Consider the following 26,573-nt stretch of genomic DNA (forward strand, 5'->3'; position numbering starts at 1 on the left):
GGGGAGAAAAACGAATGAAAAGAAGAGTACGCATGAGAAAGAGAACAAATATAAGACATGAAGGAAGGGCCGGGATCTGTTTCAGGATCCTTGCTCTTTTTGTAGTCTGCCTCATGCCGTTCCTTTTATTCCGGACAGCGGCTGCGGCAGAACAGGAAGAGCAGATTGTCATCATGGCCACATCCGGCGAGATACTACAAGGAGAAGAGCTTCCCCAGGCCGGAGTCCGGATATATGGGGATGGCGATGGCCGGGCGGTCCTGGACAGGAAGTCCGGCTATACGGTCAGAGACCTGCTGGATGACTTGAACGGCAAAAAAGGCTATACCCTCAGATGTGAGGCGGACGCTTCAGCAGAAGGCGACTATCCGGTACAGGTAATATTGGACGAGGGGTACCAGCTTGTTACGGTGTCCGAGCTTGCCGGGGCGAAAGGGAACACGCTGCATAATGGCGGGGTGTATACGGATTTCTGACATTGTTAATAAATGCACAAAAACAACCTGCATAAATATACAAAGTTTGTTAAAAATATATCTTTACAATACTTCCTGCAAGTGTTAATCTTTTAACGGAAAGAAAAATAAGAGATTGATATAAAAGGAAGTGAGATTCGATGAAGAATTTAGTTTCTGCTTTAAAGAAATACTTTACAGAGAAGACTGCTCTTACGACATACATGGAGAAGCACTGATTATAAAGTATTGAGAGGAAAAAAGAAGCCGGACCCGAGAGGGGTCAGGCTTCTTTTTTGCTGAAGGGATTCCCGTATCCCCTACTTTTTAGAGTTGTGTCTTTCAAGCAATGCATGAATCTTGTCTGTCGGATTTAAAACAGACCCGATTGTAATGTCATGGTTCAGAGAGTCTATGATCAGCGCGATGAACTTGCTTAAGTCAGCGACGACAAAGTACGGCTTTTCGTAGGCAGCCGGCGGAAGGTACGTAAGATTCGTCGTGATGACCCTGTCGATATATCCATTTTCATAATAGTCGTCAAACTTGTCAAAACCTTCCGTGAACAGACCGAACGTAGTACATACGAATACCCGTCCCGCGCCTCGTTCCTTCAGCTGCTTCGCCACGTCCAGCATACTCTCCCCGGAAGAAATCATATCATCCACGATGATTACATTTTTCCCTTTGATGTCATCACCGAGGAACTCGTGGGCCACGATAGGATTCTTGCCGCCTACCACGGTGGAATAATCACGGCGCTTGTAGAACATGCCCATGTTTACCCCGAGTACGTTGGAGAAATATACCGCCCGGTGCATAGCACCTTCGTCGGGGCTTACTACCATCAGATGGTCTTTGTCCACCGAAAGGTCCGGTTCGGCCCGAAGCAGCGCCTTCATGAATTGATAGGGCGGGTTGAAGTTATCAAAGCCCTGGAGCGGAATCGCATTCTGGACGCGCGGGTCATGGGCATCAAAGGTGATGATATCGCTAACGCCCATCTCCATAAGCTCCTCCAGCGCAAGGGCGCAGTCAAGAGATTCCCTCTTCGTCCTTTTGTGCTGCCTGCTCTCATACAAGAATGGCATGATAACATTGATGCGGTGCGCTTTGCCGGTGGCGGCAGAGATGATTCGTTTCAGATCCTGGTAGTGGTCATCCGGGGACATATGGTTCAGGTGGCCGTTCACCGTGTAAGTGAGGCTGTAATTGCATACATCTACCATAAGGAACAGATCTTTGCCTCGTATGGATTCTCCGATAATTCCTTTCGCTTCGCCTGTGCCGAAACGCGGACATTTACATTCAATCAGATAATTTTCAAGCTGGTAGCTGGAAAAGAGGGGGGAATCGAGCGATTCTCTCAAGGTATCCTGGCGGAACCGTACGATGTAATCATTTACTTTCTGCCCAAGCTCCCTGCAGCTCTCCAGAGCCGCGATTTTAAGTGGCGCTACCGGAAGGGCTTCTTCCATAAGTTTAATATTTGGCATGATATTCTCCTGTATCTTAACAATATTTTGCACTTGCTGATTGCCAGCAGTCCAATATGTATACACATTCGTACAACTTATTTATATCACCTTTTCCATGAGATGGTCAACACCCTTTTGCCTTCGGGTAGACTAATTTCAGAAGGTGGGGTATAATAATAAGGCTAAGATAAAATAGAACTGAGGAGCTTATGTATGAGACACGAACATGTCATTAAGGAAATCGTCCCGGGAAGCATCGCGCAGGAGATGGGAATCGAGCCCGGAGACAGGCTGCTGTCCATTAATGATACTATAATAGAAGATGTATTTGACTATCATTACTGTGTAAATGAAGAGAATCTCGTCGTATTGATAGAGAAGCCGGACGGGGAGGAGTGGGAGCTTGAGATTGAAAAAGATTATGATGAAGATCTCGGAATCGAATTCGAACAGGGTCTGATGGACGAGTACCGCTCCTGCCGCAATAAGTGTATGTTCTGTTTCATCGACCAGATGCCGGCAGGAATGAGGGAGACGCTGTATTTTAAGGATGACGATTCCCGCCTGTCCTTCCTGCAGGGCAATTATATCACGCTTACAAATATGAACGACCATGATATCGAGCGCATCATAACCTACCATCTGGAGCCGATCAATATATCCTTCCATACGACGAACCCGGAGCTTCGCTGCAAGATGCTGCACAACCGGTTCGCGGGAGATGCGCTTAGGAAAGTAGACAGGCTGTACGAGGGCGACATCACGATGAACGGCCAGATTGTGCTGTGCAAGGGCATCAACGACGGAGAAGAGCTGGAGCGGAGCATCCGCGACATGTCCCGCTACCTGCCGCACCTGCAGAGCGTGTCGGTAGTGCCGGTTGGGCTGACGAGATACAGGGACGGCCTCTATCCTCTGGAACCGTTTACAAAAGAGGATGCCCGGGAAGTGCTTGAGACGATACATCGCTGGCAGGACAGGCTGTACGAAGAATACGGGCTGCACTTCATACATGCCGGGGACGAATGGTATGTCCTGGCAGGGCAGGACATGCCGGAAGAGGAGCGGTATGACGGCTATCTTCAGCTTGAGAACGGCGTCGGCATGCTGCGCCTTCTTGAAGATGAGTTTGAAGAGGCTTATGCGGAGCTTGAAGGTGATGGACAGGAGCGGGAAGTTTCTATCGCGACAGGTTATCTGGCGGAGCCGTACATCAGGAAGATGGCAGAGCGGCTTAAGGAGAAATATCCGGGCACGACGGTACGTGTATATCCGATACGGAATGATTACTTCGGGGAGCTCATCACGGTATCCGGCCTCATTACCGGACAGGATCTGATGAGCCAGCTAAAAGGGAAGGAGCTCGGCGGACGCCTTCTGCTTCCGTGCAATATGTTCCGGAGCGAAGAAGAAGTATTTCTCGACGACGTGACGCTTGACGAGCTGAAAGAGACTTTACAAGTCCAGGCAGATATTGTAAAATCAAGCGGACGAGATTTTATAGAAGCAATCATAAGACAGGAATGGACTGAATATAGAGTAGGAGTAAAAATATGAGTAAACCAGTTGTAGCTATCGTGGGGAGGCCCAATGTAGGCAAGTCCACACTTTTTAATGTACTGGCGGGCGAGATGATATCAATAGTAAAGGACACTCCGGGAGTGACAAGAGACCGGATCTATGCGGAGGTCAGCTGGCTTGACAAAGAGTTTACGCTCATCGATACAGGGGGAATCGAGCCGGAGAGCAAGGATGTTATCCTGTCCCAGATGAGAGAACAGGCACAGATTGCGATTGACACGGCAGATGTCATCGTTTTCATTACAGATGTGAGGCAGGGGCTTGTAGATTCCGATTCAAAAGTGGCGGATATGCTCCGCAGGTCCGGGAAGCCGGTAGTGCTCGTCGTAAATAAAGTCGATAGTTTTGACAAGTTCATGCCGGACGTGTATGAGTTTTACAACCTTGGAATCGGGGATCCGGTGCCGGTATCGGCGGCGTCCCGTCTCGGTATCGGGGATATGCTGGAGCGTGTGGTGGAATTCTTTCCGGAGCACAGCGCCGAAGAGGAAGAAGACGAACGCCCCAGGATCGCCATCGTGGGGAAACCGAACGTGGGCAAGTCTTCCATCGTGAACAAGCTGCTCGGAGAGCAGCGCGTCATCGTATCCGAAGTGGCTGGGACGACACGCGATGCCATAGACACGGAGATCGTACATGACGGCAGGGAATACATTTTCATCGATACGGCGGGGCTCCGCAGGAAGAGCAAGATCAAAGAAGAGCTGGAGCGGTACAGTATTATCCGTACCGTCACTGCCGTGGAGCGTGCGGATGTCGTCCTTGTCGTCATCGACGCTGAAGAGGGCGTGACAGAGCAGGATGCCAAGATTGCAGGAATCGCCCATGAGCGCGGCAAAGGCGTCATTATCGTCGTGAACAAATGGGATGCCATCGAGAAAAATGACAAGACCATGCGTGAGCATGAACATCGTGTGAGGCAGGTGCTCTCTTTCATGCCTTATGCAGAAATCATGTATGTGTCAGCGGAGACGGGACAGCGTCTGAACAAGTTGTACGATCAGATTGACATGGTCATCGAAAACCAGACGCTCCGTGTGGCGACCGGGGTGCTCAATGAGATCATGACGGAAGCAGTTGCAATGCAGCAGCCGCCTTCAGACAAAGGGAAGAGGCTGAAGCTTTATTACATTACGCAAGTATCGGTAAAGCCGCCGACCTTTGTCATCTTCGTCAATGACAAGGAGCTCATGCACTTTTCTTATACGAGGTATCTGGAAAATAAAATACGCGAGGCTTTCGGATTCAAGGGGACTTCGCTGAAATTCTTTGTGCGGGAGAGAAAGGAAAAGGAACGGTAGTTATGGAACGCTTGATATGTGTGATTATCGGATACGCATTTGGCTTGCTGCAGACAGGATATATCTATGGCAGACTCCACCATATAGACATCAGAAAGCAGGGGAGCGGCAACGCGGGGACGACGAATGCCCTGCGCACGCTCGGATTTAAGGCCGGTGCCGTGACCTTCCTGGGAGACTGCTTTAAATGTGTGTTCGCTGTCGTAGTGGTATATCTTATTTATAGGAAGACCCATGGGGACATGATACCGGTGCTGTCTATGTATGCCGGCATGGGAGCCGTGCTTGGCCATAATTATCCGTTTTATCTCGGATTCAAAGGCGGAAAGGGGATTGCGGCCACAGCCGGCCTGATTGTCAGTACGGTGAACATAACGATGGTACTTATCTGCATTGTCGTGTTCGTCGGAATCGTGGCAGGCACCCGGTACGTTTCTCTCGGCTCTCTGGCTGTCGTGATCATATATCTGGCAGAGGTAGTCGTGTACGGGCAGATGGGGGGGTTCGGCGTGTCGGGCAGCCATCTGTGGGAGATGTATGCCATAGCGGCGCTGCTCGTGCTGTCTGCCTTCTTCAAGCACAGGGCGAACATAAAGAGGTTAATGAACGGGACGGAAAATAAACTGAGTCTCGGCAGGAAATAAGGAGGATGTATTATGGCAAAAGTGGGTATTATGGGAGCAGGCAGCTGGGGAACTGCATTGGCGCTTCTGCTGTACAAGAACGGACACGAGGTGGCCGTCTGGTCTATCAGCAAGGAAGAAGTGGAGATGCTCTCCACGAAGAGGGAGCACGCGAGCAAGCTCCCGGGAGTTAAGATTCCGGAAGACATGGAATTTACGACGGACATGGAAGCGGTCATCAAAGGAAAAGACTTTCTCGTGCTGGCGGTGCCGTCTCCATTTACGAGAAGCACGGCGCGCAGCATGAAGCCTTTTGTGGCGGATGGGCAGATTATCGTGGATGTGTCAAAAGGCATTGAAGAGACGACGCTTATGACCCTTTCGCAGCAGATTGAAGAAGAGATCCCGCAGGCGGACGTGGCAGTACTGTCCGGGCCGAGCCATGCGGAGGAAGTAGGCAGGGGGCTGCCCACGAGCGTGGTGATTGGGGCGAGGACGAAGGGAACGGCAGAATATCTCCAGAAGATGTTCATGAATGAAGTGTTCCGCGTATATACGAGCCCGGATATGCTCGGCATGGAACTTGGCGGTTCTCTTAAAAATGTCATCGCTCTGGCGGCGGGCATCGCAGACGGACTCGGCTATGGTGATAATACGAAAGCAGCGCTCATCACCCGGGGTATCGCAGAAATAGCAAGGCTTGGCGTGAAGATGGGCGGAGCGGTAGAAAGCTTTACCGGGCTGACCGGAATCGGAGACCTGATCGTCACCTGTGCCAGCCAGCACAGCCGTAACCGGAAGGCAGGCTATCTCATCGGCCAGGGCATGAGCATGCAGGCGGCGATGGACGAAGTAAAGATGGTCGTGGAAGGAGTGTATTCCACAAAAGCGGCAGTGAAGCTTGGGGAGAAGTATGATGTGGCACTGCCGATTATCGGGGAAGTGAACAAAGTGCTGTTTGAAAATAAGGACCCGAGGGAGGCGGTCAACGAGCTCATGCTCAGAGACAGCAAGGCAGAACACAGTGCGCTGCCGTGGAAGGAAATGTGAGTTTAGTAAGCCAGACCGCCGATGGAGAGGTATGGGGCATCTGCCCTATACCTCCCCATCGGCTATCTACTTTACTGGCACGGGCGGGGGGGGGGCTGTGTGCCACTACTGGCTGATGGAAGTACTTTGATTGTGTCAGCATAGTGATAAAAGGCTAAGTAAGTTGGAAACCTTTGTGGAAGTAATCATAATGAAGAAGAGCCGGAATCAGGTACGGGGATGTTATGTGATATAACATCCCCTGCCTGATTCCGGCTCTTCTTGCAGCAACGGCGTGCACGCCTCGCTGCAAACGCTTGACGACGAGCATATATATCAGTCGCAGATTTATGCCGCATATATTAAGCCCGTTATATTGTTTCACTCATCTTACGCAGCCAGCGGCCATCCGCTGGCCAGTAACGCCACACAGCCGCCCTCGCCCTTGTTAAGTGAATTAGATGGCGGGCTGGGAGCCGGGTGGGAGATGCGCAGGTGCAAGCGTAAGAGGCGGAGAATCCGTCCCGGAATCCTTGGTTTGTGGGAGAGGAGCTGCTATCAGCGACTCTGCCGCAAAGTTAGGAGGCCGTGGACTAGTCGCAGCCTCGGACGCATCGGAGCAGATGCCACCCGGCTCCCTGTCCGCCGCCTAATTTACTTAAACTCACATTTACAGGTCCGCATGTTCCGCCACGTATTTCTTGAAATCTACTATGGCGGGGGCTTGGTACACGTCCTTCAGCGTCGCCATGTAGAAGAGCCGTTCCCACGCGGGGTGCAGTATCTTGATGATATGTACAGGCATATAGCCGAGTATCTCCATCTTTGGAACAACCGCTATGCCGAACCCAGCGCCTACGAGCCCCGCAACCGCCTGGTCTTCTTCCAGCGAGTAGACGATGTCAGGATGTCCCCCGCATTTTTCAAAGAGATGGTCGATGATGGGACGGAGGCCGCTTCGTCTGGAGAATACAATCTGCGGATACGCCAGCGTCTCTACCAGGTCTATCTCACGGCGGCCGGAAAGAGGGTGGCCTTCCGGCACTATGACGACGAGCTCCTGCCTGGCGATCGGCGTGAATTCTATGGATGGCTCATTTTCCATGAGGGAGCAGAACGCGACGTCGTATCTGCGCTCCTTCACGCCTTGTATGATATCCGGCGTGAGGCCGGTGGATGCATGAAAGTAAAAGTCGATGTTTTTTTCCGGGCGTGTATCCAGAAAACCACGGAGGAACTGGGGAACTACCGAGGTGCTCAGCGTGCGCAGCAGGGCCACGTCGATACGCCCTTCCCCGGTACCGGTCATCTGAAGCTTGTTGATGCTGGAATCCAGCATGCCAAGCGCCTGTTCCACATCAGTGAGGAACGCCTGCCCGCACTTGGTCAGGACGACATTGCGCCCTTCCTTCTCAAACAGCTTGACCCCGAGCTCTTTTTCCAGTGAGGAGATGGCATGGCTCAGGCTAGGCTGGGTGATGGCGAGAATCTCGGCCGCTTTCGTATAATGTTCCAGATGGGCCAGGGTAACAAAGTATCTGAGATGGTACAGATTCATATACTGCTCCTTTCGTCTTTTTTCGACATGTCCACATTCTAACATAATCTATAAACAAAATCTATGAATTCGGCTAAAATTACCAATTTGTTTTTAATTTAACGATAGAATATAATGAAACCATAGTAAAAGTAACAAGATTGAACGGCAGAAACAAAAAAATCATGTTCAATTTTAACAATGGAAGGAGAATGTATTATGTCAAAAAAATATCCAATCACTATCAGTTCCTGGACGCTGGGAGACCAATGCAGATTTGAGGATCGTGTCATCGCTGCCAAAGAGGCAGGATATGAAGGCATCGGACTCAGGGCAGAGACGTATGTAGATGCGTTGAATGAAGGGCTTTATGATGATGATATCATGGCAATCCTTAAGAAGCATGAAATGAAGGTTACGGAAGTCGAGTATATCGTGCAGTGGGCAGAAGACAACCGTTCATATGAGCAGAAATATAAAGAGCAGATGTGCTTCCATATGTGCGACTTGTTCGGCGTAAACCATATCAACTGCGGCCTTATGGAAAACTATTCCGTAGAGCATACGGCACAGAAGCTGAAAGAACTCTGCCGCAGAGCCGGAAAACGGATTATCGGGGTTGAACCGATGCCATACAGCGGGATTCCTGATCTGAAAAAAGGATGGGAAGTAGTGAAAGCAAGCGGATGTGACAATGCGATGCTCATCCTTGACACGTGGCACTGGGTACGTGCCGACCAGCCGTATGACATCCTGACAGAAGAGATTGCGAAGAAGGTCGTATCAATCCAGATCAATGACGCGTTCGACAGGCCATACGCCAAGACGATCCTGAGGGATGAGTCTATGCACGACAGGCTTGCACCAGGGACAGGAGCCAAAGATACGGCCGGATTTGTCAAGATGATAAAGGATGCAGGTATCGAACCGGCAGTAGTGGGCGTGGAAGTCATATCAGACGAAATACTTGCAAGAGGCATAAAAGAAGCAGCGGCCCATACATACGACAGCACGGTGAAGGTATTGAAAGAGACATGGCCGGAAGTGGTTGAGGCGTAGACCATTCAGAGAAAGATAAGAGAGAGGGAAAGATATGAGATTTGACAATATGTTTTCACCAATACAGATTGGTCCTATGACAGTTAAGAACCGCTTCGTGGTACCGCCTATGGGCAACAACTTCGCCAATACGGACGGCACGTGGAGCGGACAGTCTGCAGCATATTATGCAGAACGGGCAAAGGGACAGTTCGGCCTTATCACGATAGAAGCGACGGTAGTCCACGAGGGGGCAAAAGGCGGTCCGAGAAAGCCCTGCCTTTACAATGACAGCAGTATAGAGAGCCTGAAGAAGATCGTGGACGCCTGCCATGCGGAAGGGGCAAAAGTGTCCGTACAGCTTCAGAACGCAGGACCAGAAGGAAATGCAAAAAATGCGGGTGCTGCGATACAGGCGGCTACGGCTATCCCTTCAACGGTCGGGAGAGACACGCCGGAGGAAGTGCCCACGGCCCAGGTGTATGAACTTGTAAAAGGATACGGAGCGGCTGCCAGACGCGCGATGCAGGCAGGGGTTGACGCGGTGGAAATCCATATGGCGCATGGCTATCTTGTGAATACGTTCATCTCCCAGCGGTCCAATAAAAGAGTAGATGAGTTTGGCGGCAGCTTTGAAAACAGAATGAGATTTCCGCGCCTGATTATTGAAGAAGTGAAGAAGAATGTGGGGGACAAGGTGGCTATACTGGCCCGCATCAACAGTGCGGATGAAGTTCCCGGCGGCGTGGATGTGCACGACAGCGCGGCGATAGCGGCTTATCTGGAAGCGTGCGGGGTACAATGCCTCCATGTTTCCCGTGCGGTACATATCAAAGATGAATACATGTGGGCTCCGACGACGGTCCATGCAGGATTCTCTGCAGAACTGGTGACAGAGATTAAAAAGGCGGTTGCCATCCCTGTTATCACGGTAGGTCGGTTTACGGAACCTCAGTACGCGGAACTGCTCGTGAAGGAAGGGCGCGCAGACCTGGTTGCGTTCGGACGGCAGTCGCTGGCGGATCCGCATATGCCTGAGAAGGCGATGCAGGAGCGCCTGGAGGACATGATACCATGTATCGCCTGTCTTCAGGGCTGTGTCGCCAACATGTATAAAGGGGAGCCTATCTGCTGTCTGACGAACCCGTTCCTCGGACATGAGGCGGAAGGATATCCAAAAGCGGAAAAGGCGAAGAAAGTCATGGTTATCGGTGGCGGAGTTGCGGGACTGTGTGCGGCATTTGTCTGTGCAGAGAGAGGACACGAGGTTACCCTGTATGAAAGCACCGGCAAACTGGGCGGCAATATGAGGCTGGCGGCCTATCCTCCGGGCAAAGGCGATATTACAGGCATGATCCGCAGCTACATCGTAAGATGCGAAAAAGCCGGAGTGAAGGTGCGGATGAATACGGCGGCGGACATGGATACGGTGAAGGCAGAGAAGCCGGATGCAGTCATAGTCGCAACCGGATCCAAGACATTGATTCTTCCGATCGAAGGTATCCGCAATCCGGCCATCATACATGGCTCCGACCTGCTGGACGGCAGACGAAAGGCGGGAGAGAAGGTGCTTGTCGTGGGCGGCGGAATGGTTGGATGCGAGATAGCCGCGTTCCTTGGAGAACAGCAGCACAAGGTAAGCATCATCGAATTCCGGGATACGATGGGGGCCGATATGATATCCGAGCACAGAAAATATGTGATGAAGGACTTTGAGGAATATAAAGTAGAACAGATTGTCAATGCAAAAGTATGCAAGTTCTATGACGATGGGGTGGAATACGAATCACCGGATGGCGAAAGGCATGAAGCACGAGGCTTCGACTCCGTTATCCTTTCCATGGGATTCAGAAATTACAATCCATTTGCGGAACAGCTCGAGGAACTCGGACAGGAAGTATACGTAGTAGGGGACGCCACAAGGGCACGCAGGGCGCTGGATGCGACAAAAGAAGCATATGCGGCTGCGATGCAGGTCTAGGCAGAATATTTTGGAGGGAAATAAGATGGAAAAGAGAATATCAGGACATACAGGTTTGATGGCATTGTTTGGGACTCCGGTAGGGCATTCAGGCTCCCCGGCCATGTATAACTTCAGCTTCCAGCACGACGGTCTGGACTATGCCTATATGGCATTTGATGTAAATGTTGAGCAGATGCCCAAGGTGTTTGAAGCTATCCGCCTGCTGAACATGAGAGGCGGAAACTTCACGATGCCGTGTAAGAATGTGGCGGCAGAACTTGTAGATAAATTGTCTCCGGCGGCAGAAATCATCGGTGCATGCAACGTATTTGTCAATGATGGCGGCGTGATTACAGGCCATGTGACGGACGGCGTCGGCTTTGTGAAGAATCTTGAGGTGAACGGCGTCTCTGTGAAGGGAAAGAAAACAGTCATACTCGGAGCCGGCGGAGCTGCAACGGCTATCCAGGTGCAGCTTGCCCTGGACGGTGCAGAAGAAGTGAAAATCTTCAATCCAAAGGATGACTTCTTTGTGAGGGCAGAGGGGACGAAGGCAAAACTTGCAAAGAGGTGTCCGGAATGCTCTGTTACGGTGGAGGACCTGGACGACAAGGAGAAACTGGCAGAGGCGGTGAACAGCTGTGATATCGTCATTAACGCAACCATCATGGGTATGGAGCCGTATGACGATGTGTCGCTCATCGACAAGTCCTTATACCGTAAAGACCTGGTTGTGGCGGATACGGTGTACAGCCCTGAAAAGACGAAGATGATTCTTGAAGCGGAAGAGGCCGGCTGTAAGGCAGTCGGTGGAAAAGGTATGCTGGAGCAGCAGGGGGCAGTGAATTACGAGCTGTTCGTAGGTAAGAAGATGCCTCTTAAGGAGTACCAGAGGTTCCAGGAGGAAAATAAGTAATCGTCTGTTTTTATAGAAGAAAAGAATAGGAGAATTAGGATGAAAGCAAAGAAGTATATTCTATCATTGGTGACAGTCTATATGTGTTACTTTACACATGGAATCCAGGCTATAATTCTGTCACAGAACAAAGTAAACTTCTTCACGCAGTGGGGGTACACGGATGAAGTGGCCGGGGCGGCGGCTGTGTCGCTTGCAATCACGGCGACCGGATTCGGCAAGTTCCTGACCGTATGGCTCGGCGGTGAAGTATCGGATAAGATTGGGCGGAAGAAGATGGCGGTCGCCGGAGGCATACTGTATATCATCTGCTTTGCGGGCCTGCTGTTCTCTACGAACTTCACGGTGGCATGTGTATGTGCCTTCCTTGCAGGCGTGGCCACTTCCGGATTCTGGGACGCATCCCTGTACCCGGCAGTGCAGGAGGCAGCCCCGAAGTATGCAGGTTCCGCGCTTATCGGAATCAAAGCATTCGTATCCGTGTCAGGCATCATCTATCCATTGATGGCGGTACATTTTTCTTCCTCCGGCAACTGGAAGATAAATGTGTGGATTCCGTTGATTCTGTCTGTGGTATGCGTTATCCTTGCGGTAATTGCACCTTTTGTGTATGACGACCAGATAAAGGAGACGGTAAAGACCGCAGACGGAAAGACGACGAATGCGGCAGAGGCTGAAATAGATGCCGCAAAGGCGCGGATGAAGACGAAGCCGAGTGGTCTGGTGAACTTTGTCACGATGTTTTACGGTTTCCTCTGCATGTTCATCATGTACGGCGCGCAGCAGTATACGAAAGCATTCGGCATGACCAACTGCGGATTGACAGAGATGCAGGCGGCAGGCATGACTTCCATCTATACGGCAGGCTCTATCATCGCCGTCATATTCTGGGCTATCATGATGGGCAAGCTGAAGTGGAATCCGCTGAAGGTCGTGCTAATTGATTCGGCATTTACGGCGGCAGCGCTTGCTATCGTACTCCTCGTCAAGAACGTAGGCGTCGTGTACGTGGCGATTGCCCTGCTTGGCTTCTTCGCAGCAGGCGGTGCCCTCCAGACAGGGCTTGGCGTCCGCCAGGAGATGTGTCCGGGTCCGAAGGGAAGGAATACCGGCATCTATTATACGTGGATGGGGCTGGCAAGCTGCTTCCTTCCGTACATCGTATCCGCGATGACGAAATCTATCGGTGAGACATCTGCAATCTATACGATGATGGCATTACTTCTTGTGGCAGCCGTCGTGGCTGTAGTAATGATGGCTTATCTGACAATACAGTATAAGAAGATCTTTGGCAGCAACCCATTAGGCAGGCAGGAGGCATAAAGCATAAAGATACTTCTTGGAGCTCTGCTCTTAAAACAAGAGCAGAGTTTCTTGCAGGCAGATATTGTTTGTCTTTTAACGAACGATATCTGCTATAGAATGATGAATGAGGAGGCTGCACATATGAGTGCAAGAAGAGAAAGAAATCCGAAAGAACTCCCTTATATCCCGCTGGGGCCGTTCCAGTGGAGGATTCCGGGGCTGCATTTCCGTATAGAATATGTAGAGTTTTTCCAGGGCTTGATTCTGGGCGCCACCGCGCTCAGTTCAATTCCATATCTGACTGATTATCTCGGCATACCGTATGAACTGGCATGGAGCTGTGTCATCATAGAGGTGTTCATGTATATGCTCCACGGGTGGCTTGGCGACCCTGTCGTACCGGGCTGGATTACGCCGACCCTGCCGTTTACGCTGGCATTTATCAGCGGGTTTGACAAAGGGCCGGAGAGGATACAGGCGATGATTGCGGTGCAGCTGCTGGTGGCATTTGTATTTATCTTCATGGGCGTGACCAAGCTGGCAGACAAGTTTGTGCACAGCGTCCCTACATCCATCAAGGGAGGAATCCTTCTGGCCGCTCCGATTACGGTCATACAGGGACAGCTTGAGAAGGGGAGCCAGCTCCTGACCGCTCCTGTCGCTACGCTGGCAGGAACGCTGCTGCTTGCTTTCCTGAGCTTTTCGCCGTTCTGTGAGAAAAAGAGAGGGAAGATAAAGCTGCTGGATATCATGGCCAAGTACGGCAACCTGTTTCCTTATCTCATAGCGATGCTGCTCGGCGTACTGCTCGGGGAGCTTGCCAAACCGACGCTGGAGCTGGGGAGCATAATCCGCATTCCTGATTTTGGCAAGATTTTTGAGACGGTCAGCATATTTTCCGTCGGATTTCCACCGCTGTCTATGTTCATACAGGCGATGCCTCTTGCACTGATCTGCTATGTGCTGGCGTTCGGTGATTTCGTGACGTCTGAGACGCTAGTCAAGGAAGCACAGGAGAGCAGAGATGACGAGCATATAGATTTCAATTCGAGCCGTTCTAACCTGATTAGCGGCCTGCGTAACCTTATCCTTGCTATATTTGCACCCTTCCCTCCGCTGGCCGGGCCCCTCTGGGTCGGCATGACGGTGTCCGTAGCGGTGCGGTATAAGGAAGGGAAGAAGGCGATGAAGTCGTTGATCGGAGGGATGAGCTCCTTCCGTATGGCGACATTCCTCAGTGTCATCCTAGTACCGGTCGTGTCATTCATGAAGCCGATCATGGGAGTAGGCTCCGCCATTACGCTGCTGTTCCAGGCATATGTATGTGCAAGGATCGGTATGGAATACTGCAAGTCGAACATGGACAGGAGCATTGCCGGTATCATGGCCGCGGTGCTGGCGTTCAAAGGTTCTGCGTGGGCACTGCTCGCAGGCTTTGCTCTGAACTTCCTGCTGTCTAACATGGAGTTCCAGAAGAAGAAGCTCGGAGTGCCGACGACGGCCGAGCTGGAAGCGATAGAGAAATCGAAGGAAGAAGAGATAAAAGCACTCGCGGCGCAGAAATACATAGAAAATTAATCGGAATAATACCCCCTTGCAAAGCATACACTTGTATCAGCATAACAAGGGGGTATTCACAATGAACACGTTTCAGCTGTACAAAGATATACAAGCCAGGACAAACGGGGAAATATACATAGGAGTCGTAGGGCCGGTGCGTACCGGAAAGTCTACATTTATCAAACGTTTCATGGATGTGCTGGTACTCCCGCATATGGAGGATGAGCATGGGAAGTCACGGACGAAGGATGAGCTGCCCCAGTCGGCTTCGGGCAGGACGATTATGACGACGGAGCCGAAGTTCGTACCGAAAGAAGCGGCGGAGATAAAGCTGTCGGACGACGTGTCTGTCAAAGTACGTCTCATAGACTGCGTGGGCTATATGGTAGAAGGTGCATCCGGACATATCGAGGGCGGAGAGGAACGGCAGGTAAAGACGCCATGGTTTGATTATGAGATACCATTTACCAAGGCGGCAACCATCGGAACGAGAAAAGTCATCCATGACCATGCAACCATCGGGATTGTCGTGACGACAGACGGCAGCATCGGGGATATCGAGCGGCAGGGATACCGGGAAGCAGAGGAAAAGACGATCCGGGAACTGCAGAGCATCGGGAAACCGTTTATCGTGCTGGTGAATTCCAAGAAGCCATATGGGGACGAGGCGAGAGAGACTGCACAGGAGCTGGAGCAGCAGTATGGCGTGAAAGCCATGCCGGTGAACTGCGAACAGCTCAAAGAAGATGACATCTACCAGATCATGGAGGCGGTGCTGTTTGAATTTCCGGTATCGGAAGTACAGTTCTATATACCGAAGTGGGTGGAGATGCTTCCGAGAGACCACCGTATCAAGCAGGATATGCTGGAACATATCCGGGCAGTTATGAACGGTTTCGGAGAAATCAAAGACGCGGCGGCCGGGCTTGAAAAGCCGGAAAGCCCTTACATAAATGACATGAAGGTAGACCATATCGAGATGGATACCGGATGCGTGAAGGTGAGAATAGATATCGCCGATAAATTCTACTACGAGATGCTAAGCGAGCTGACAGGCACGCCGATCGCCGGCCAGTATGAGCTCATCACGGCAATGAAGAACCTGTCGGAACTCAAGGATGAATACGAAGGGGTGAAGGATGCATTTGCCGCAGTCCGCATGAAAGGCTATGGCGTCGTCAGCCCGAAGAAAGAAGAGATAACACTGGAAGAGCCGGTCATCATCAAACAGGGCAACAAGTTCGGCGTCAAGATCCACTCAGAGGCTCCGTCCATCCACCTGATACGGGCCAATATCGAGACGGAGATCGCCCCGATTGTCGGAAGCGAACAGCAGGCGGAAGACCTCGTACGCTACATCAAGGAAGCCGGAGATACAGAAGGCGGAATCTGGAGCACGAACATCTTCGGCAAATCCATCGAAGATCTCGTGATGGACGGCATGCAGAATAAGATGGCTGTCATTAATGACGAGAGCCAGGGAAAACTGCAGGATACGATGCAGAAAATCGTAAATGACAGCAACGGAGGACTCGTCTGCATCATCATATAAATAGTCAGATAATCTGAAGAATTTTGAAAGGGGTCAGAACCCTTTCAAAAAATACAGTCAAGGGTGGAACTTGACTGTATTTTTATGTTATACTCTTCTGGAGACTGCGTGTAGCGCAATCCATTTTTGATGATGGGAGTTTTGTATATGAATATGAAGATACTGAGGCAGCTTGGGATCATTCTGGCAATCTGCCTGGCAGCCGAGTTTATCGTATCTCTGCTGCCGATTGCCTTCCCGAGCAGCGTGACAGCGATTCTGATATTGGCCGCTCTGCTCGGCCTCAAGCTGTTGAAGGAGGGGCATATCCAGGAAACGGCGGACTTTATGCTGTCTAACATGGCAATCGTGTTCGTGCCGGTTTCTATCGGTATGGTGGAGGATATCGGACTTCTCAAAGGACAGCTGAAAGGCTTCCTCCTCGTCGTATGTGCCTCGCTTGTGCTGACGTTTCTCGGTACATACGTTACGGTAAGGATAGTTCAGATATGTATGGATAAGCTGGCGGGACAAGGGGGTGCGTCCGATGGATAATCTGTGGGCGAATCCTCTGTTTGGAATCTTTCTTACGGTCATTACTTTCTATATAGGAGACCGGATGGCGAAGAAGATAAAGTCACCGCTGGCGAATCCGCTGCTTATCGCCATGGTGCTCTGTGTGGCGGTGCTCAAGCTTCTTAACATTCCATATAAGGATTATATGGAGGGAGGACAGTTCATCTCTTTGTTCCTCGTTCCGGCAACGGCGATGATCGGCCTGTCCATCTATCGGCAGAGGAAGGTTCTGAAGCAGCAGTTTTTTCCAATCGTCATCGGCTGTCTTGCCGGCAGCCTGATATCCATGGGAAGTACGATACTGCTCTGCCGGCTGCTTGCGCTTCACCAGGATATGCTGGCGTCGCTGCTTCCGAAGTCCGTGACTACGGCGATAGCGCTGGATCTGTCCGACCAGCTCGGCGGCCTGCGCTCTGTCACTATGATGGCGGTAATCATATGCGGAACGGGTGGAGCAATCATACATCCGTTCATCATTCGGCTTCTGAAGCTAAAGGATCCGGTCGCCACTGGAGTGTCATTCGGCACTGCAAGCCACGCCATCGGCACTGCAAAGGCGATAGAGATGGGAGAGGTGGAAGGAGCTGTGAGCGGCGTGTCCATGGGGATTGCAGGAATATGCACCGTAATCATTGCATTATTTTTGTAAAAGCGTTAATATTTTACTATATGACTACGTTAAGAGAAATTATGGAGGTACAGTATGAAAGTTGCAATCATTACAGCGAGTACAGAGATATACAAAGGGCTAAAAGAAGATGCGGGCGGACAGGTCGTCAAGAAGATTATGGAAGACGCCGGACACAGCATTGTGTTTATGAAAGCGCTTCCAAGCGACCACAAGGTGATATCCACTGTCATGCAGAGGATGGCGGATGCCCATCTGACCGACTTGATACTCACCACCGGCGGATCCGGCTGCGCACAGCATGATTGTACGCCGGAGGCGACGATGGATGTCGTGGACAGGCCCATCCTTGGAATACCGGAAGCCATGCGCGCATTCACGATGCAGGTGACAAAGCGGTCTATGCTGAACCGAAGTGCGGCCGGAATAAGAGGAGACGTGCTCATCGTCAATCTGCCCGGCAATGCGAAAGCGGTAAAGCAGTGCCTGGATTATCTGCTGCCGGAGATTACCCATGCGGTAGAAGTCATAAAAGGAGAATAGCACGAGCATATGAAAATAACCTACATGAATCACAGCGGATTTGTCCTCGAGCTGGAAAATGCTGTCCTTGTCTTTGATTATTACAGGGGAGAGCTCCCGCCTCTTCCAAAAGAGAAAAGCATATATGTATTTTCCAGCCACGCCCATCCGGACCACTTCCAGAAGAAAATATTTACGTGGGCCAACACGTACCATAGCATAACATATATCCTGTCAGATGATATCAAGGCGGACGGACAGGCGGAGCGTATCATCTATGCAGGCCCCAGGCAGGAGTTCCAGGTGGATGGCTTGTGCATCAGCACCTTGCGTTCGACAGATGCAGGCATCGCCTTCCTCGTCCGTGCGGAAGGGAAGTCGATATATCATGCGGGAGATCTGAACTGGTGGCACTGGGAAGAAGAAGGTCCTGCGTATAATAAGATGATGCAAAGGAACTACCAGCACGAGATCGGCAAGCTGGAGGGTGAAGACATAGATGTGGCATTCGTCCCTTTGGATCCCAGGCAGGAAGAGCAGTATTACTGGGGACTTGACTATTTAATGAAACATACGCATACGAACTGTGTATTTCCTATGCATATGTGGGACAGATACGACGTATACGAGCGTCTGATGGAGAATGAGGCTGCCGCAGGCTATAAAGCCAAAGTCATGCATATTACAGAAGATGGACAGACATTTGAAATATAGGAGAGAGATGATATGCACGTAAAAATATATACCGACGGAGCCGCAAGGGGAAACCCGGACGGGCCGGGAGGGTATGGCACGGTCCTGGAATATACGGATTCCAGAGGCATGCTGCACACGAAAGAACTCTCACAGGGGTATAAGAAGACGACAAACAACCGGATGGAGCTCATGGCTGCCATCGCCGGTCTGGAAGCGCTGAACCGGCCCTGTGAGATAGAACTGTACTCTGATTCAAAATATGTGGTGGACGCGTTCAACCAGCACTGGATAGACGGGTGGCTGAAAAAAGGATGGAAGCGCGGCAAGAATGAACCGGTAAAGAACGTGGATCTGTGGCAGCGGCTGCTGAAGGCAAAAGAGCCTCACAAAGTCACGTTCATCTGGGTAAAAGGACATGACGGGCATCCGCAGAATGAACGGTGCGATACGCTTGCAACCACCGCGGCGGACGGAGATGGACTCATAGAGGATGAGGGAATCTGACAGACGTGTACCTTTACAATGAGGATAGAGTATGGTAAAGTATGAGATGCAAGTAAGACAGGTAATCGCAGCTGCGAAGGCCGAAAGGCTGCAGGTGAGGAAAGTCCGGGCTTCACAGGGCAGGATGCCGGATAACGTCCGGTGGAGGCGACTCCAAGGCCAGTGCAACAGAAATGTACCGCCCGGTTCATCCGGGTAAGGTTGGAAGGGCAGTGTAAGAGACTACCGCCTCCCTGGTAACAGGGAGGGCACATGTAAACCCCATCCGAAGCAAGACCGGATAAAGGCATTGTGGCGGCCCGCCACGCCTTAGGTAGGTTGCTGGAACCTGCTGGCGACAGCAGGTCTAGATAGATGATTACCCAACGACATAACCCGGCTTATCGTCTTGCTTGCTTATGGACGTGGTATTACGGTATCATGTCTTTTTGTAATTTATTCCCGTGAGCAACGCGCCAAAGCCAAGCTGGCTTGACGTTGGCTGATGATATAGATAAAAAGGCCGAACCTGGAGGAACGCTTATGGCAGCAGATCGAGTGGTCAAATTATTGGAACGGCAGTCGTTTACATATGAGATACGTGACTGTGAGAGAGATTTTGCAAGTACGGAAGATTCTATGAAGCTGCTCGGCATTCCGGCAGAGAAGATAGCCAAGACGCTTGTATTTGCCGCGCCTATTGGCGCCAATGTAATCATACTGTCAGGAGATGCGAAGATTGATGCTGTCAAGTACGAAAAGCAGTTCAAAGTGAAAAGGGTCGTCCTTGATGAAGAAGACCTGATGGATTGCACAGGCTGCAGGCCAGGGGCGGTAAGCCCCATCGCCCTCCCCGGGAAAAGGGCCAAGGTATATATGGACATATCCATTAAGCGCTTCATGGAGGATTACGTGTATACGTCCGGCGGCATGGGCAACAGTGCGGTCGGCATTACCGGCCGGGACTTATATGAGGTGACCGGGTGCAGGCAGTGGATAGATATCTGCAGCGGATGGAAGAGAGAGGAGGAAAGCCGATGAAGAATATCGTAGTGATAACAGGAAGCCCCCGAAAGAACGGCAACAGTGAAAAGATGGCCAATGCGTTCATCAGAGGCGCGGGTAGAAAAGGACACAAGCTTACGACAATCAGTGCCGCAGAGCTTGACATCCAGGGATGCCATGCATGCGAAGGGTGTTATAAGACCGGAAACCCATGCGTGTATGCAGACGATTTCAACCATATCGCACCGGTCCTGCTGGAGGCAGATGTCATCGTATTCGCAACCCCACTCTACTGGTTTACCTTTCCGGAGCAGATAAAGGCCGTCATAGACCGGTTCTATGCGCTTCTGAGAGGGGAATTTCTCTTCAAAGGGACGAAGGAATGCATGCTGCTCGTCTGTGGTGCAGATAAGAAAGAAGCATTTGCCGGTATCGTGAAGACATATGAGATTATGGCCGACTATCTGGAGTGGAACGACAGAGGGCACGTGATAGCAGAAAATGCAAGCGAAAAAGGAGATGTCGACAAGACAGGAATCCTGGAAGAAATCCAGCGCCTCGGAGAGGAAATCTAAATGTGGGTTTAAGTAAAGTGGCTGCGGACTGGGAGCCGGGTGGCATCTGCTCCGATGCGTACGAGGCTCTGACTATTTCACGTATCCCTAACCCTACGGAATGCGCGCCGATAGCGGCTTACATCCCGCAGGATAAGGGCTACGGAAAGGATTCTCCGCCTCTTCCGCTTACACCTGCGCATCTCCCACCCGGCTCCCCGCCCGCTATCTACTTCACTTAACAAGGGCGAGTGCGGTTGTGTGACGTTACTGGCCATCGGATGACCGCTGGCTGCGTGAGATGAATGATAAAATATAACAAGCATAATATATGCAACCTGTATGTATATGGCTGTTATTAAGCACTTCCATCAGCCAGTAGTGTTACACTGCCGCCTTCGCCCGTGCCAGTAAAGTAGATAGCCGATGGGGAGGTATGGGGCAGATGCGCAGGTGTAAGCGGAAGGGACGGAGAATCCTCACCAGATTCCTTGGCCCGTGGGATGAGAGCCGCTATCGGCGAACAGTCCACAGGCTTAGGAATCTGTGTGATAGTCGCAGTTCCCGGACGCATCGGAGCAGATGCCCCATACCTCCCCATCGGCGTCTACATTACTTAAACTCCCATTTCTAACGCTCGTCGTACTTCTCTTCGCAGTATTTGCAGCGGTAGATTTCCTTTTCCGGGTCTGTCAGGACAAAGATGTGGTCCAGCTCCTGCTCGATGGAAGTGATACAGCGCGGATTCTTGCATCGGATGACGTTTGTAATCTCTTTCGGAAGCTTTAATGCTTTCTTGTCCACGATCTTCTGATCCTTGATGATATTGATCGTGATATTGTGGTCTATAAAGCCGAGGATATCCAGATCTATGAAATCTATCGGGCATTCGATCTTGATGATATCTTTCCTCCCCATCTTGCTGCTGCGCGCATTCTTGATGATAGCCACACAGCAGTCCAGCTTATCCAGCTTCAGGTGCTTATAGATATCCATGCTTCTTCCCGCCTGGATATGGTCCAGTACGAAACCTTCCGATATGCTGCCTACATTTAATGTATTTTCAACCATGACAATTCCTCCTAAACTTCAATTTCCAGTAATGTAAGTATGAGAGCCATCCGCACGTAGACGCCATACTGCATCTGTCTGAAATAAGCGGCCCTTGGGTCGCTGTCTACTTCTACAGAGATTTCGTTCACTCTCGGAAGCGGATGGAGGACGAACATATTGTCCGGAGCCAGCTCCATCTTCTTCGCATCCAGGATGTAGAAATCCTTCATACGGACATAGTCTTCCTCATTGAAGAAGCGCTCCTTTTGTACACGTGTCATGTACAGGATATCCAGTTTGGGCAGAGCATCTTCAAGACGGACCACTTCTTCATAAGGTACATCCTTGGCATCCAGGACATCGTTGCGTATGTAGCCAGGCAGCCTCAGCTCCTCAGGGGATATCAGTATAAATCTGATTCCCGTATATCGGACAAGTGCATGGATAAGCGAGTGGACGGTGCGCCCAAACTTCAGATCCCCGCAGAGTCCGATGGTCATGCCGGAGAGATGCCCCTTTAAAGAGCGGATGGTGAGCAGGTCTGTCAGTGTCTGGGTCGGGTGCTGGTGCCCTCCGTCTCCTGCGTTGATTACAGGGATGGAAGAGTGGCGGCACGCTACCATAGGCGCACCTTCCTTCGGATGGCGCATGGCGCATATATCAGCGTAACATGATATGGTACGGATCGTATCTGACACGCTTTCCCCCTTAGCGGCAGAACTGGAATCGGCGGTAGAGAATCCCAGGATGCTGCCGCCCAGATTCAGCATGGCAGCCTCATGGCTCAGCCTTGTTCTTGTGCTTGGCTCATAGAACAAAGTGGCAAGCTTCTTCCCCTCGCATGCATGTGCATATTTTTCCGGATTGACCTCTATATCATTAGCCACATCCATCAGTTTATCCAACTCTTCCACTGAGAAATCTAGTGGACTCATCAAATGTCTCATAAAAACCTCCTTATATATATGTCAATAATTCTTCCACAGATTTTCTTCTGGGTACAGCCGGTTCGATGTCAGGCCAGCCGACGGCTATTAAGGCGGCAAGCTCCTCATCCTGGGGTATATGCAGCAGTCCGTTGATACCGTGCCCGTCCCAGATTCCCATAATCACCGTACCAAGCCCTGCCTCATGAGCGGCAAGACAGAACGACTGGCATGCGATACCTGCATCGAACATCTGCCAGCGGTCTTCCTTTTCTGTCGTAAAGGAACCGTCCCGCTCAAAACCACAGATACCTTTTACAAAAGTAACTGCAATAAGCAGTGGTGCCTGCTTTACGATCTTGGAATTAAATTCCGGGGTAAAATGAGTAGCGATAGTATCAAGAATTGAAGGATCTTCGACTGCGATATAACGGGTAATCTGACTATTCTTCCAGGATGGCGAATAGGAAGCGGTAGATATAAGAGATTCTAACAGAGAATGTTCCACACGTTCCGGCTTGAACCTGCGGATGCTTCTTCGTGTCATGATGCATTCCTTGGTATTCATATCATAATCCTCCCATATTGAAAATCTTTCATATATCATATAATAAATACGAAAGATTTTCAACTTCTGGACAGGATTTTTTCAAACAGCAGTCCGGCGCCGAACCAGAGGGGTGCATAATCAAGGCGGACGAGGCCGTTAATGTTCATAGGAGCTTTGCTGTAATCCCACGGACAGGCATCGATCCTGCGCAAAACAGACCCGGTGATATATTCTCCGATAAAAATGCAGCATGTGTATACACCTCCTCTAAGGACCGGGCTTTTGCCTTTCAGGACTTTGCAGACGGGCGAGAGGAAACTGGCCATCCCGTATATCGGGAACATCCAGATCGACGTGCTTCCCATCAGCGTGGGATTCTTTTCTTTATAGGAATGGAGGCCGGTGAATAGGATCTCCATACACCAGCCCGCCGTTCCACAGGAGAGAAAATTATGTTTCATACGTTGTAAGTATGCCAAAGGGCAGTAGATTTTATGCACAAAATGTATTATAATACAGATTAGTTTGCAAGAAGGAGATAGATGGATATGGCAGAGTTGACAGAACTGAGGGAACAGCTGGATGAGATAGACGCACAGATTGTGGAACTGTATGAAAGACGCATGAACATATGCGAACAGGTCGGCGAGTACAAGATTGAGAAAGGGAAGAAGGTATTCGACCGCCAGAGGGAAAAGAACAAGCTAACAGACGTAGCCTCCAAGGTCAGCAGCGACTTCAACAAGAAAGGGATACAGGAGCTCTATCAGCAGCTCATGTCCATAAGCAGGAAGCTGCAGTACCAGCAGCTTGTGAAGGCAGGCGCACTTGGCCGCCTGCCGTTCATAGAGGTGGATTCTCTTGACAAGGGCACGGCACGGGTCGTCTTCCAGGGCGTGGAGGGGGCGTACGGCCAGGCAGCCATGCAGCAGTATTTTGGGGAAGGCTGCAACTGCTTTCATGTGAGGACGTTCCGGGATGCCATGGAGGCGATTGAAGAAGGATCTGCCGACTACGCCGTGCTTCCGATTGAGAACTCTTCGGCTGGTGCGGTGAACGAGATGTATGATCTGCTCGTGGAATTTGAGAATTATATCGTAGGTGAGACGATCCTTCCGGTAACACACACGCTGGCGGGGCTGCCAGGGACGGAGCTTGCGGATATACAGCGTGTCTATTCCAAGGCAGAGGCGCTCATGCAGACGTCCCGTTTCCTGGATGACCATGCCGACTGGCAGCAGATCAGTGTCGTGAATACGGCAATCGCGGCCAAAAAGATTCTGGAGGACGCGGACCGGACGCAGGCTGCGGTTTGCAGCGCGTATGCGGCTAAGGTACACGGCCTTTCTGTCCTGGTGGACGGGATCAATGACGAGAAAAATAACTTTACAAGATTCATCGTCGTTACGAACCAGAAGATATTCCGCAAAGATGCGGATAAGATCAGCATCTGCTTCGAGGTTGCGCATGAGAGCGGTTCCTTGTATCATCTGCTGTCTCATTTTATCTATAATGACCTGAATATGACGAAGATCGAGTCAAGACCGGTAGAGGGACGTTCGTGGGAATACCGCTTTTTTGTGGATTTTGAGGGCAGCTTAAGCGACGGAGCGGTTAAGAATGCAATCCGCGGACTGAGGGAAGAAAGCCGGAGCCTCAAGATTCTCGGCAATTATTAGGCAAGGAGCAGGAAACAGATGAGAACAAATGAATTGATCCTCTACAAACATATGGAACAGCAGCAGATTCTTGATGATATGACGTTCCTTATGGAAAATTATGACAATGAATACTATAACAAAGAAGATATGCGAAGCCTTCTGTACGATGTGGTGAATGCGCTCCTGGAGCTGGCTGCCAGCCATGGCTTCGAGGGCAACCTGTGGCATGATTATCTCACGTATCTGCTTGCCAGCGATGAAAACGCGTACAGCACGTCCTGTGAGATCGTTGGCGAAGTAGAAGGCAGCATCAACGATGCGGCCCTGCATGACTTTGAGATATTCAAAGAGCTGTTCGATTATGACTTCACATTGCTGGAAAAGGAACTGGGAGCAGGCTGCCTGGCATTTGTCCGGGATTACAGAGGGCTTGGCGAAGAACATGGCAATGTGTTCAACACGAGAATCAGCAGCCGTATATGCGGTCTGGGAAAAGCGCTGGCCGATGTCTCCGGCAGCCGGGAATTCAAACATACGGTAACCCAGTTCTACAAGGAGTTCGGCGTAGGCAAGCTTGGCCTCCACAAGGCGTTCCGCGTAGAACATACGGCGGAAGGCGCCGAGATAGTGCCGATAACAAAGATAGCCCATGTCTATCTGGATGACCTTGTCGGGTATGATATCGCTAAGAAGAAGCTGACAGCCAATACGCAGGCGTTCGTGGAAGGACGGCGTGCCAACAACTGCCTGCTATATGGAGATGCAGGCACCGGAAAGTCCTCATCCGTCAAGGCCATCCTCAATCAGTATTATGACCAGGGCCTGAGGATGATAGAGATATACAAGCATCAGTTTCAGGACCTGAATGACGTAATCGCACAGATAAAGAACCGCAATTATAAGTTCATCATCTATATGGACGATCTCTCCTTTGAAGAATTTGAGATAGAGTATAAGTATCTGAAAGCCGTCATCGAAGGAGGTCTGGAGCGCAAGCCGGACAACGTGCTCATATACGCCACCTCAAACCGGAGGCATCTGATCCGTGAGACATTCAAGGATAAGGCGGACCGGGATGAAGAGCTGCACACGAACGATACGGTACAGGAGAAGCTGTCTCTGGTGGCCAGATTCGGAGTGACAATCTACTTCGGCCGTCCGGAGAAAAAGGAATTCCAGGAGATCGTAAGGCAGATTGCACTTAGAAATGGCATCGATATGCCGGAGGATGAGCTGCTGCTTGAAGCAAACAGGTGGGAGCTGAGCCACGGCGGACTGTCGGGAAGGACTGCGCAGCAGTTCGTGGACTACCTGCTCGGGATGAAACGGTAAAGGCTGGCTGATAGACAGCAGCATATGACACAGGAGGATCAAAAGCTTGTGGAAGAGGATTCAGGCTGAGACGGCACCGCATGTTATTGAGCGTCTGTAAAAAGAAGCAAAATAAGATGGATGCGTAGCTGATTATAATATTATGATGGATGAATCATGCGTTAAATGCTATAATATGTAAAAGTGCACAGGCGGTATTAGTATGAAATGGTACAGGTTTCGACAATATAAGAGGGTAAAAAATGTCACAGGACTTCGAGTTCTGTGGCT

At 50.8% G+C, this 26,573-nt stretch carries 29 protein-coding genes and 1 other RNA gene; 23 read left to right on the forward strand and 7 right to left on the reverse strand.

Translation table 11 applies throughout. The features are described 5' to 3' along the window. Positions 1-14: 14 nt before the first annotated feature. Entirely contained in the window at positions 15-476 is a 462-nt protein-coding gene (locus tag E1963_RS02465; protein WP_132274852.1) for a hypothetical protein, read from the forward strand. Between the two features lie 299 nt (positions 477-775). On the opposite strand, the gene E1963_RS02470 is transcribed toward E1963_RS02465, so the two are convergent. After that, complete coding sequence (locus E1963_RS02470) at positions 776-1,951, reverse strand: ribose-phosphate pyrophosphokinase (protein ID WP_132274855.1); 1,176 nt, start codon at positions 1,949-1,951, stop codon at positions 776-778. A gap of 195 nt (positions 1,952-2,146) precedes the next feature. Between E1963_RS02470 and E1963_RS02475 the strand changes: the two genes are divergently transcribed. The 5 genes from E1963_RS02475 to E1963_RS02495 all read left to right on the forward strand — a co-directional run bounded on the left by E1963_RS02475 (position 2,147) and on the right by E1963_RS02495 (position 7,120). After that, positions 2,147-3,490, forward strand: a complete 1,344-nt coding sequence (locus E1963_RS02475) for a DUF512 domain-containing protein (RefSeq protein ID WP_132274858.1) — start codon at positions 2,147-2,149, stop codon at positions 3,488-3,490. Then, positions 3,487-4,815 (forward strand): ribosome biogenesis GTPase Der, encoded by a 1,329-nt coding sequence (der, locus tag E1963_RS02480; protein ID WP_132274860.1) that lies wholly within the window; start codon positions 3,487-3,489, stop codon positions 4,813-4,815. The genes E1963_RS02475 and der overlap by 4 nt, the downstream gene beginning before the upstream one ends. 2 nt (positions 4,816-4,817) lie before the next feature. Continuing rightward, positions 4,818-5,459 (forward strand): glycerol-3-phosphate 1-O-acyltransferase PlsY, encoded by a 642-nt coding sequence (plsY, locus tag E1963_RS02485; RefSeq protein ID WP_132274863.1) that lies wholly within the window; start codon positions 4,818-4,820, stop codon positions 5,457-5,459. Positions 5,460-5,471: 12 nt separating this feature from the next. Next, positions 5,472-6,488 carry an NAD(P)H-dependent glycerol-3-phosphate dehydrogenase gene (locus E1963_RS02490; RefSeq protein WP_132274865.1) on the forward strand — a complete coding sequence of 339 codons (1,017 nt, stop codon included), beginning with the start codon at positions 5,472-5,474 and terminating at the stop codon, positions 6,486-6,488. A 440-nt stretch (positions 6,489-6,928) separates the two neighbouring features. Beyond that, on the forward strand, positions 6,929-7,120 hold the full coding sequence (locus E1963_RS02495) for a hypothetical protein (protein WP_132274867.1): 192 nt from the start codon (positions 6,929-6,931) through the stop codon (positions 7,118-7,120). A 17-nt stretch (positions 7,121-7,137) separates the two neighbouring features. Here E1963_RS02495 and E1963_RS02500 read toward each other — a convergent pair whose 3' ends face one another. After that, positions 7,138-8,025, reverse strand: a complete 888-nt coding sequence (locus E1963_RS02500) for a LysR family transcriptional regulator (RefSeq protein ID WP_132274869.1) — start codon at positions 8,023-8,025, stop codon at positions 7,138-7,140. A gap of 198 nt (positions 8,026-8,223) precedes the next feature. Here E1963_RS02500 and E1963_RS02505 point away from each other — a divergent pair, with 198 nt between their 5' ends. The 15 genes from E1963_RS02505 (at position 8,224) to E1963_RS02575 (ending at position 21,023) form a co-directional block, all read left to right on the forward strand. After that, positions 8,224-9,063: a sugar phosphate isomerase/epimerase family protein gene (locus E1963_RS02505; RefSeq protein ID WP_132274872.1), complete on the forward strand. Its 840-nt coding sequence runs from the start codon at positions 8,224-8,226 to the stop codon at positions 9,061-9,063. 34 nt (positions 9,064-9,097) lie between these two features. Further along, positions 9,098-11,023: an oxidoreductase gene (locus E1963_RS02510; protein WP_132274874.1), complete on the forward strand. Its 1,926-nt coding sequence runs from the start codon at positions 9,098-9,100 to the stop codon at positions 11,021-11,023. A 25-nt stretch (positions 11,024-11,048) separates the two neighbouring features. Next, positions 11,049-11,921 carry a shikimate dehydrogenase gene (locus E1963_RS02515; RefSeq protein ID WP_132274876.1) on the forward strand — a complete coding sequence of 291 codons (873 nt, stop codon included), beginning with the start codon at positions 11,049-11,051 and terminating at the stop codon, positions 11,919-11,921. A 39-nt stretch (positions 11,922-11,960) separates the two neighbouring features. Further along, a complete protein-coding gene (locus tag E1963_RS02520) occupies positions 11,961-13,244 on the forward strand; it encodes an MFS transporter (RefSeq protein ID WP_132274879.1) in 1,284 nt (427 codons plus the stop codon). 123 nt (positions 13,245-13,367) lie between these two features. After that, positions 13,368-14,804 carry a hypothetical protein gene (locus tag E1963_RS02525; RefSeq protein ID WP_132274882.1) on the forward strand — a complete coding sequence of 479 codons (1,437 nt, stop codon included), beginning with the start codon at positions 13,368-13,370 and terminating at the stop codon, positions 14,802-14,804. Positions 14,805-14,865: 61 nt separating this feature from the next. Beyond that, complete coding sequence (spoIVA, locus tag E1963_RS02530) at positions 14,866-16,338, forward strand: stage IV sporulation protein A (RefSeq protein WP_132274884.1); 1,473 nt, start codon at positions 14,866-14,868, stop codon at positions 16,336-16,338. Between the two features lie 147 nt (positions 16,339-16,485). Continuing rightward, the gene (locus tag E1963_RS02535) at positions 16,486-16,872 is read left to right on the forward strand and encodes a CidA/LrgA family protein (protein WP_132274887.1); all 387 of its coding nucleotides are present in this window, start codon (positions 16,486-16,488) and stop codon (positions 16,870-16,872) included. Continuing rightward, positions 16,865-17,542, forward strand: coding sequence for an LrgB family protein (locus E1963_RS02540; RefSeq protein WP_132274890.1), 678 nt, complete (start codon positions 16,865-16,867; stop codon positions 17,540-17,542). The genes E1963_RS02535 and E1963_RS02540 overlap by 8 nt, the downstream gene beginning before the upstream one ends. Before the next feature lie 54 nt (positions 17,543-17,596). After that, positions 17,597-18,064 carry a MogA/MoaB family molybdenum cofactor biosynthesis protein gene (locus tag E1963_RS02545; RefSeq protein WP_132274892.1) on the forward strand — a complete coding sequence of 156 codons (468 nt, stop codon included), beginning with the start codon at positions 17,597-17,599 and terminating at the stop codon, positions 18,062-18,064. Between the two features lie 9 nt (positions 18,065-18,073). Further along, positions 18,074-18,757 carry an MBL fold metallo-hydrolase gene (locus E1963_RS02550; protein ID WP_132274895.1) on the forward strand — a complete coding sequence of 228 codons (684 nt, stop codon included), beginning with the start codon at positions 18,074-18,076 and terminating at the stop codon, positions 18,755-18,757. 12 nt (positions 18,758-18,769) lie between these two features. Next, positions 18,770-19,243, forward strand: coding sequence for a ribonuclease HI (rnhA, locus tag E1963_RS02555; protein WP_066575313.1), 474 nt, complete (start codon positions 18,770-18,772; stop codon positions 19,241-19,243). Positions 19,244-19,292: 49 nt separating this feature from the next. Then, positions 19,293-19,642: RNase P RNA component class A (rnpB, locus tag E1963_RS02560), an RNA gene on the forward strand. A gap of 123 nt (positions 19,643-19,765) precedes the next feature. Continuing rightward, positions 19,766-20,263, forward strand: coding sequence for an aminoacyl-tRNA deacylase (locus tag E1963_RS02565; protein WP_132274897.1), 498 nt, complete (start codon positions 19,766-19,768; stop codon positions 20,261-20,263). Then, positions 20,260-20,802, forward strand: a complete 543-nt coding sequence (locus E1963_RS02570) for a flavodoxin family protein (protein WP_132274900.1) — start codon at positions 20,260-20,262, stop codon at positions 20,800-20,802. Before E1963_RS02565 ends, E1963_RS02570 begins: the two co-directional genes overlap by 4 nt. 2 nt (positions 20,803-20,804) lie before the next feature. Further along, positions 20,805-21,023, forward strand: coding sequence for a hypothetical protein (locus E1963_RS02575; protein ID WP_132274902.1), 219 nt, complete (start codon positions 20,805-20,807; stop codon positions 21,021-21,023). A gap of 116 nt (positions 21,024-21,139) precedes the next feature. Here E1963_RS02575 and E1963_RS02580 read toward each other — a convergent pair whose 3' ends face one another. The 5 genes from E1963_RS02580 to E1963_RS02600 are packed head-to-tail and all read right to left on the reverse strand — an operon-like array spanning position 21,140 to position 23,771. Then, a complete protein-coding gene (locus E1963_RS02580; protein ID WP_132274905.1) occupies positions 21,140-21,355 on the reverse strand; it encodes a hypothetical protein in 216 nt (71 codons plus the stop codon). A gap of 56 nt (positions 21,356-21,411) precedes the next feature. Continuing rightward, positions 21,412-21,852, reverse strand: coding sequence for an aspartate carbamoyltransferase regulatory subunit (locus E1963_RS02585; protein WP_066575319.1), 441 nt, complete (start codon positions 21,850-21,852; stop codon positions 21,412-21,414). Positions 21,853-21,863: 11 nt separating this feature from the next. Continuing rightward, entirely contained in the window at positions 21,864-22,781 is a 918-nt protein-coding gene (gene pyrB / locus E1963_RS02590; RefSeq protein ID WP_132274908.1) for an aspartate carbamoyltransferase, read from the reverse strand. A gap of 10 nt (positions 22,782-22,791) precedes the next feature. Further along, positions 22,792-23,328, reverse strand: a complete 537-nt coding sequence (locus E1963_RS02595) for a nitroreductase family protein (protein WP_132274910.1) — start codon at positions 23,326-23,328, stop codon at positions 22,792-22,794. A gap of 59 nt (positions 23,329-23,387) precedes the next feature. Continuing rightward, positions 23,388-23,771 (reverse strand): putative ABC transporter permease, encoded by a 384-nt coding sequence (locus E1963_RS02600; protein WP_132274913.1) that lies wholly within the window; start codon positions 23,769-23,771, stop codon positions 23,388-23,390. 87 nt (positions 23,772-23,858) lie between these two features. On the opposite strand from E1963_RS02600, the gene E1963_RS02605 reads away from it, so the two are divergent. Then, on the forward strand, positions 23,859-24,989 hold the full coding sequence (locus E1963_RS02605; RefSeq protein WP_132274916.1) for a bifunctional chorismate mutase/prephenate dehydratase: 1,131 nt from the start codon (positions 23,859-23,861) through the stop codon (positions 24,987-24,989). 18 nt (positions 24,990-25,007) lie between these two features. Beyond that, a complete protein-coding gene (locus E1963_RS02610) occupies positions 25,008-26,303 on the forward strand; it encodes an ATP-binding protein (protein ID WP_132274919.1) in 1,296 nt (431 codons plus the stop codon). The last annotated feature ends 270 nt before the right edge of the window (positions 26,304-26,573 follow it).

Source organism: Extibacter muris (assembly GCF_004345005.1).
Lineage (GTDB): Bacteria > Bacillota > Clostridia > Lachnospirales > Lachnospiraceae > Extibacter > Extibacter muris.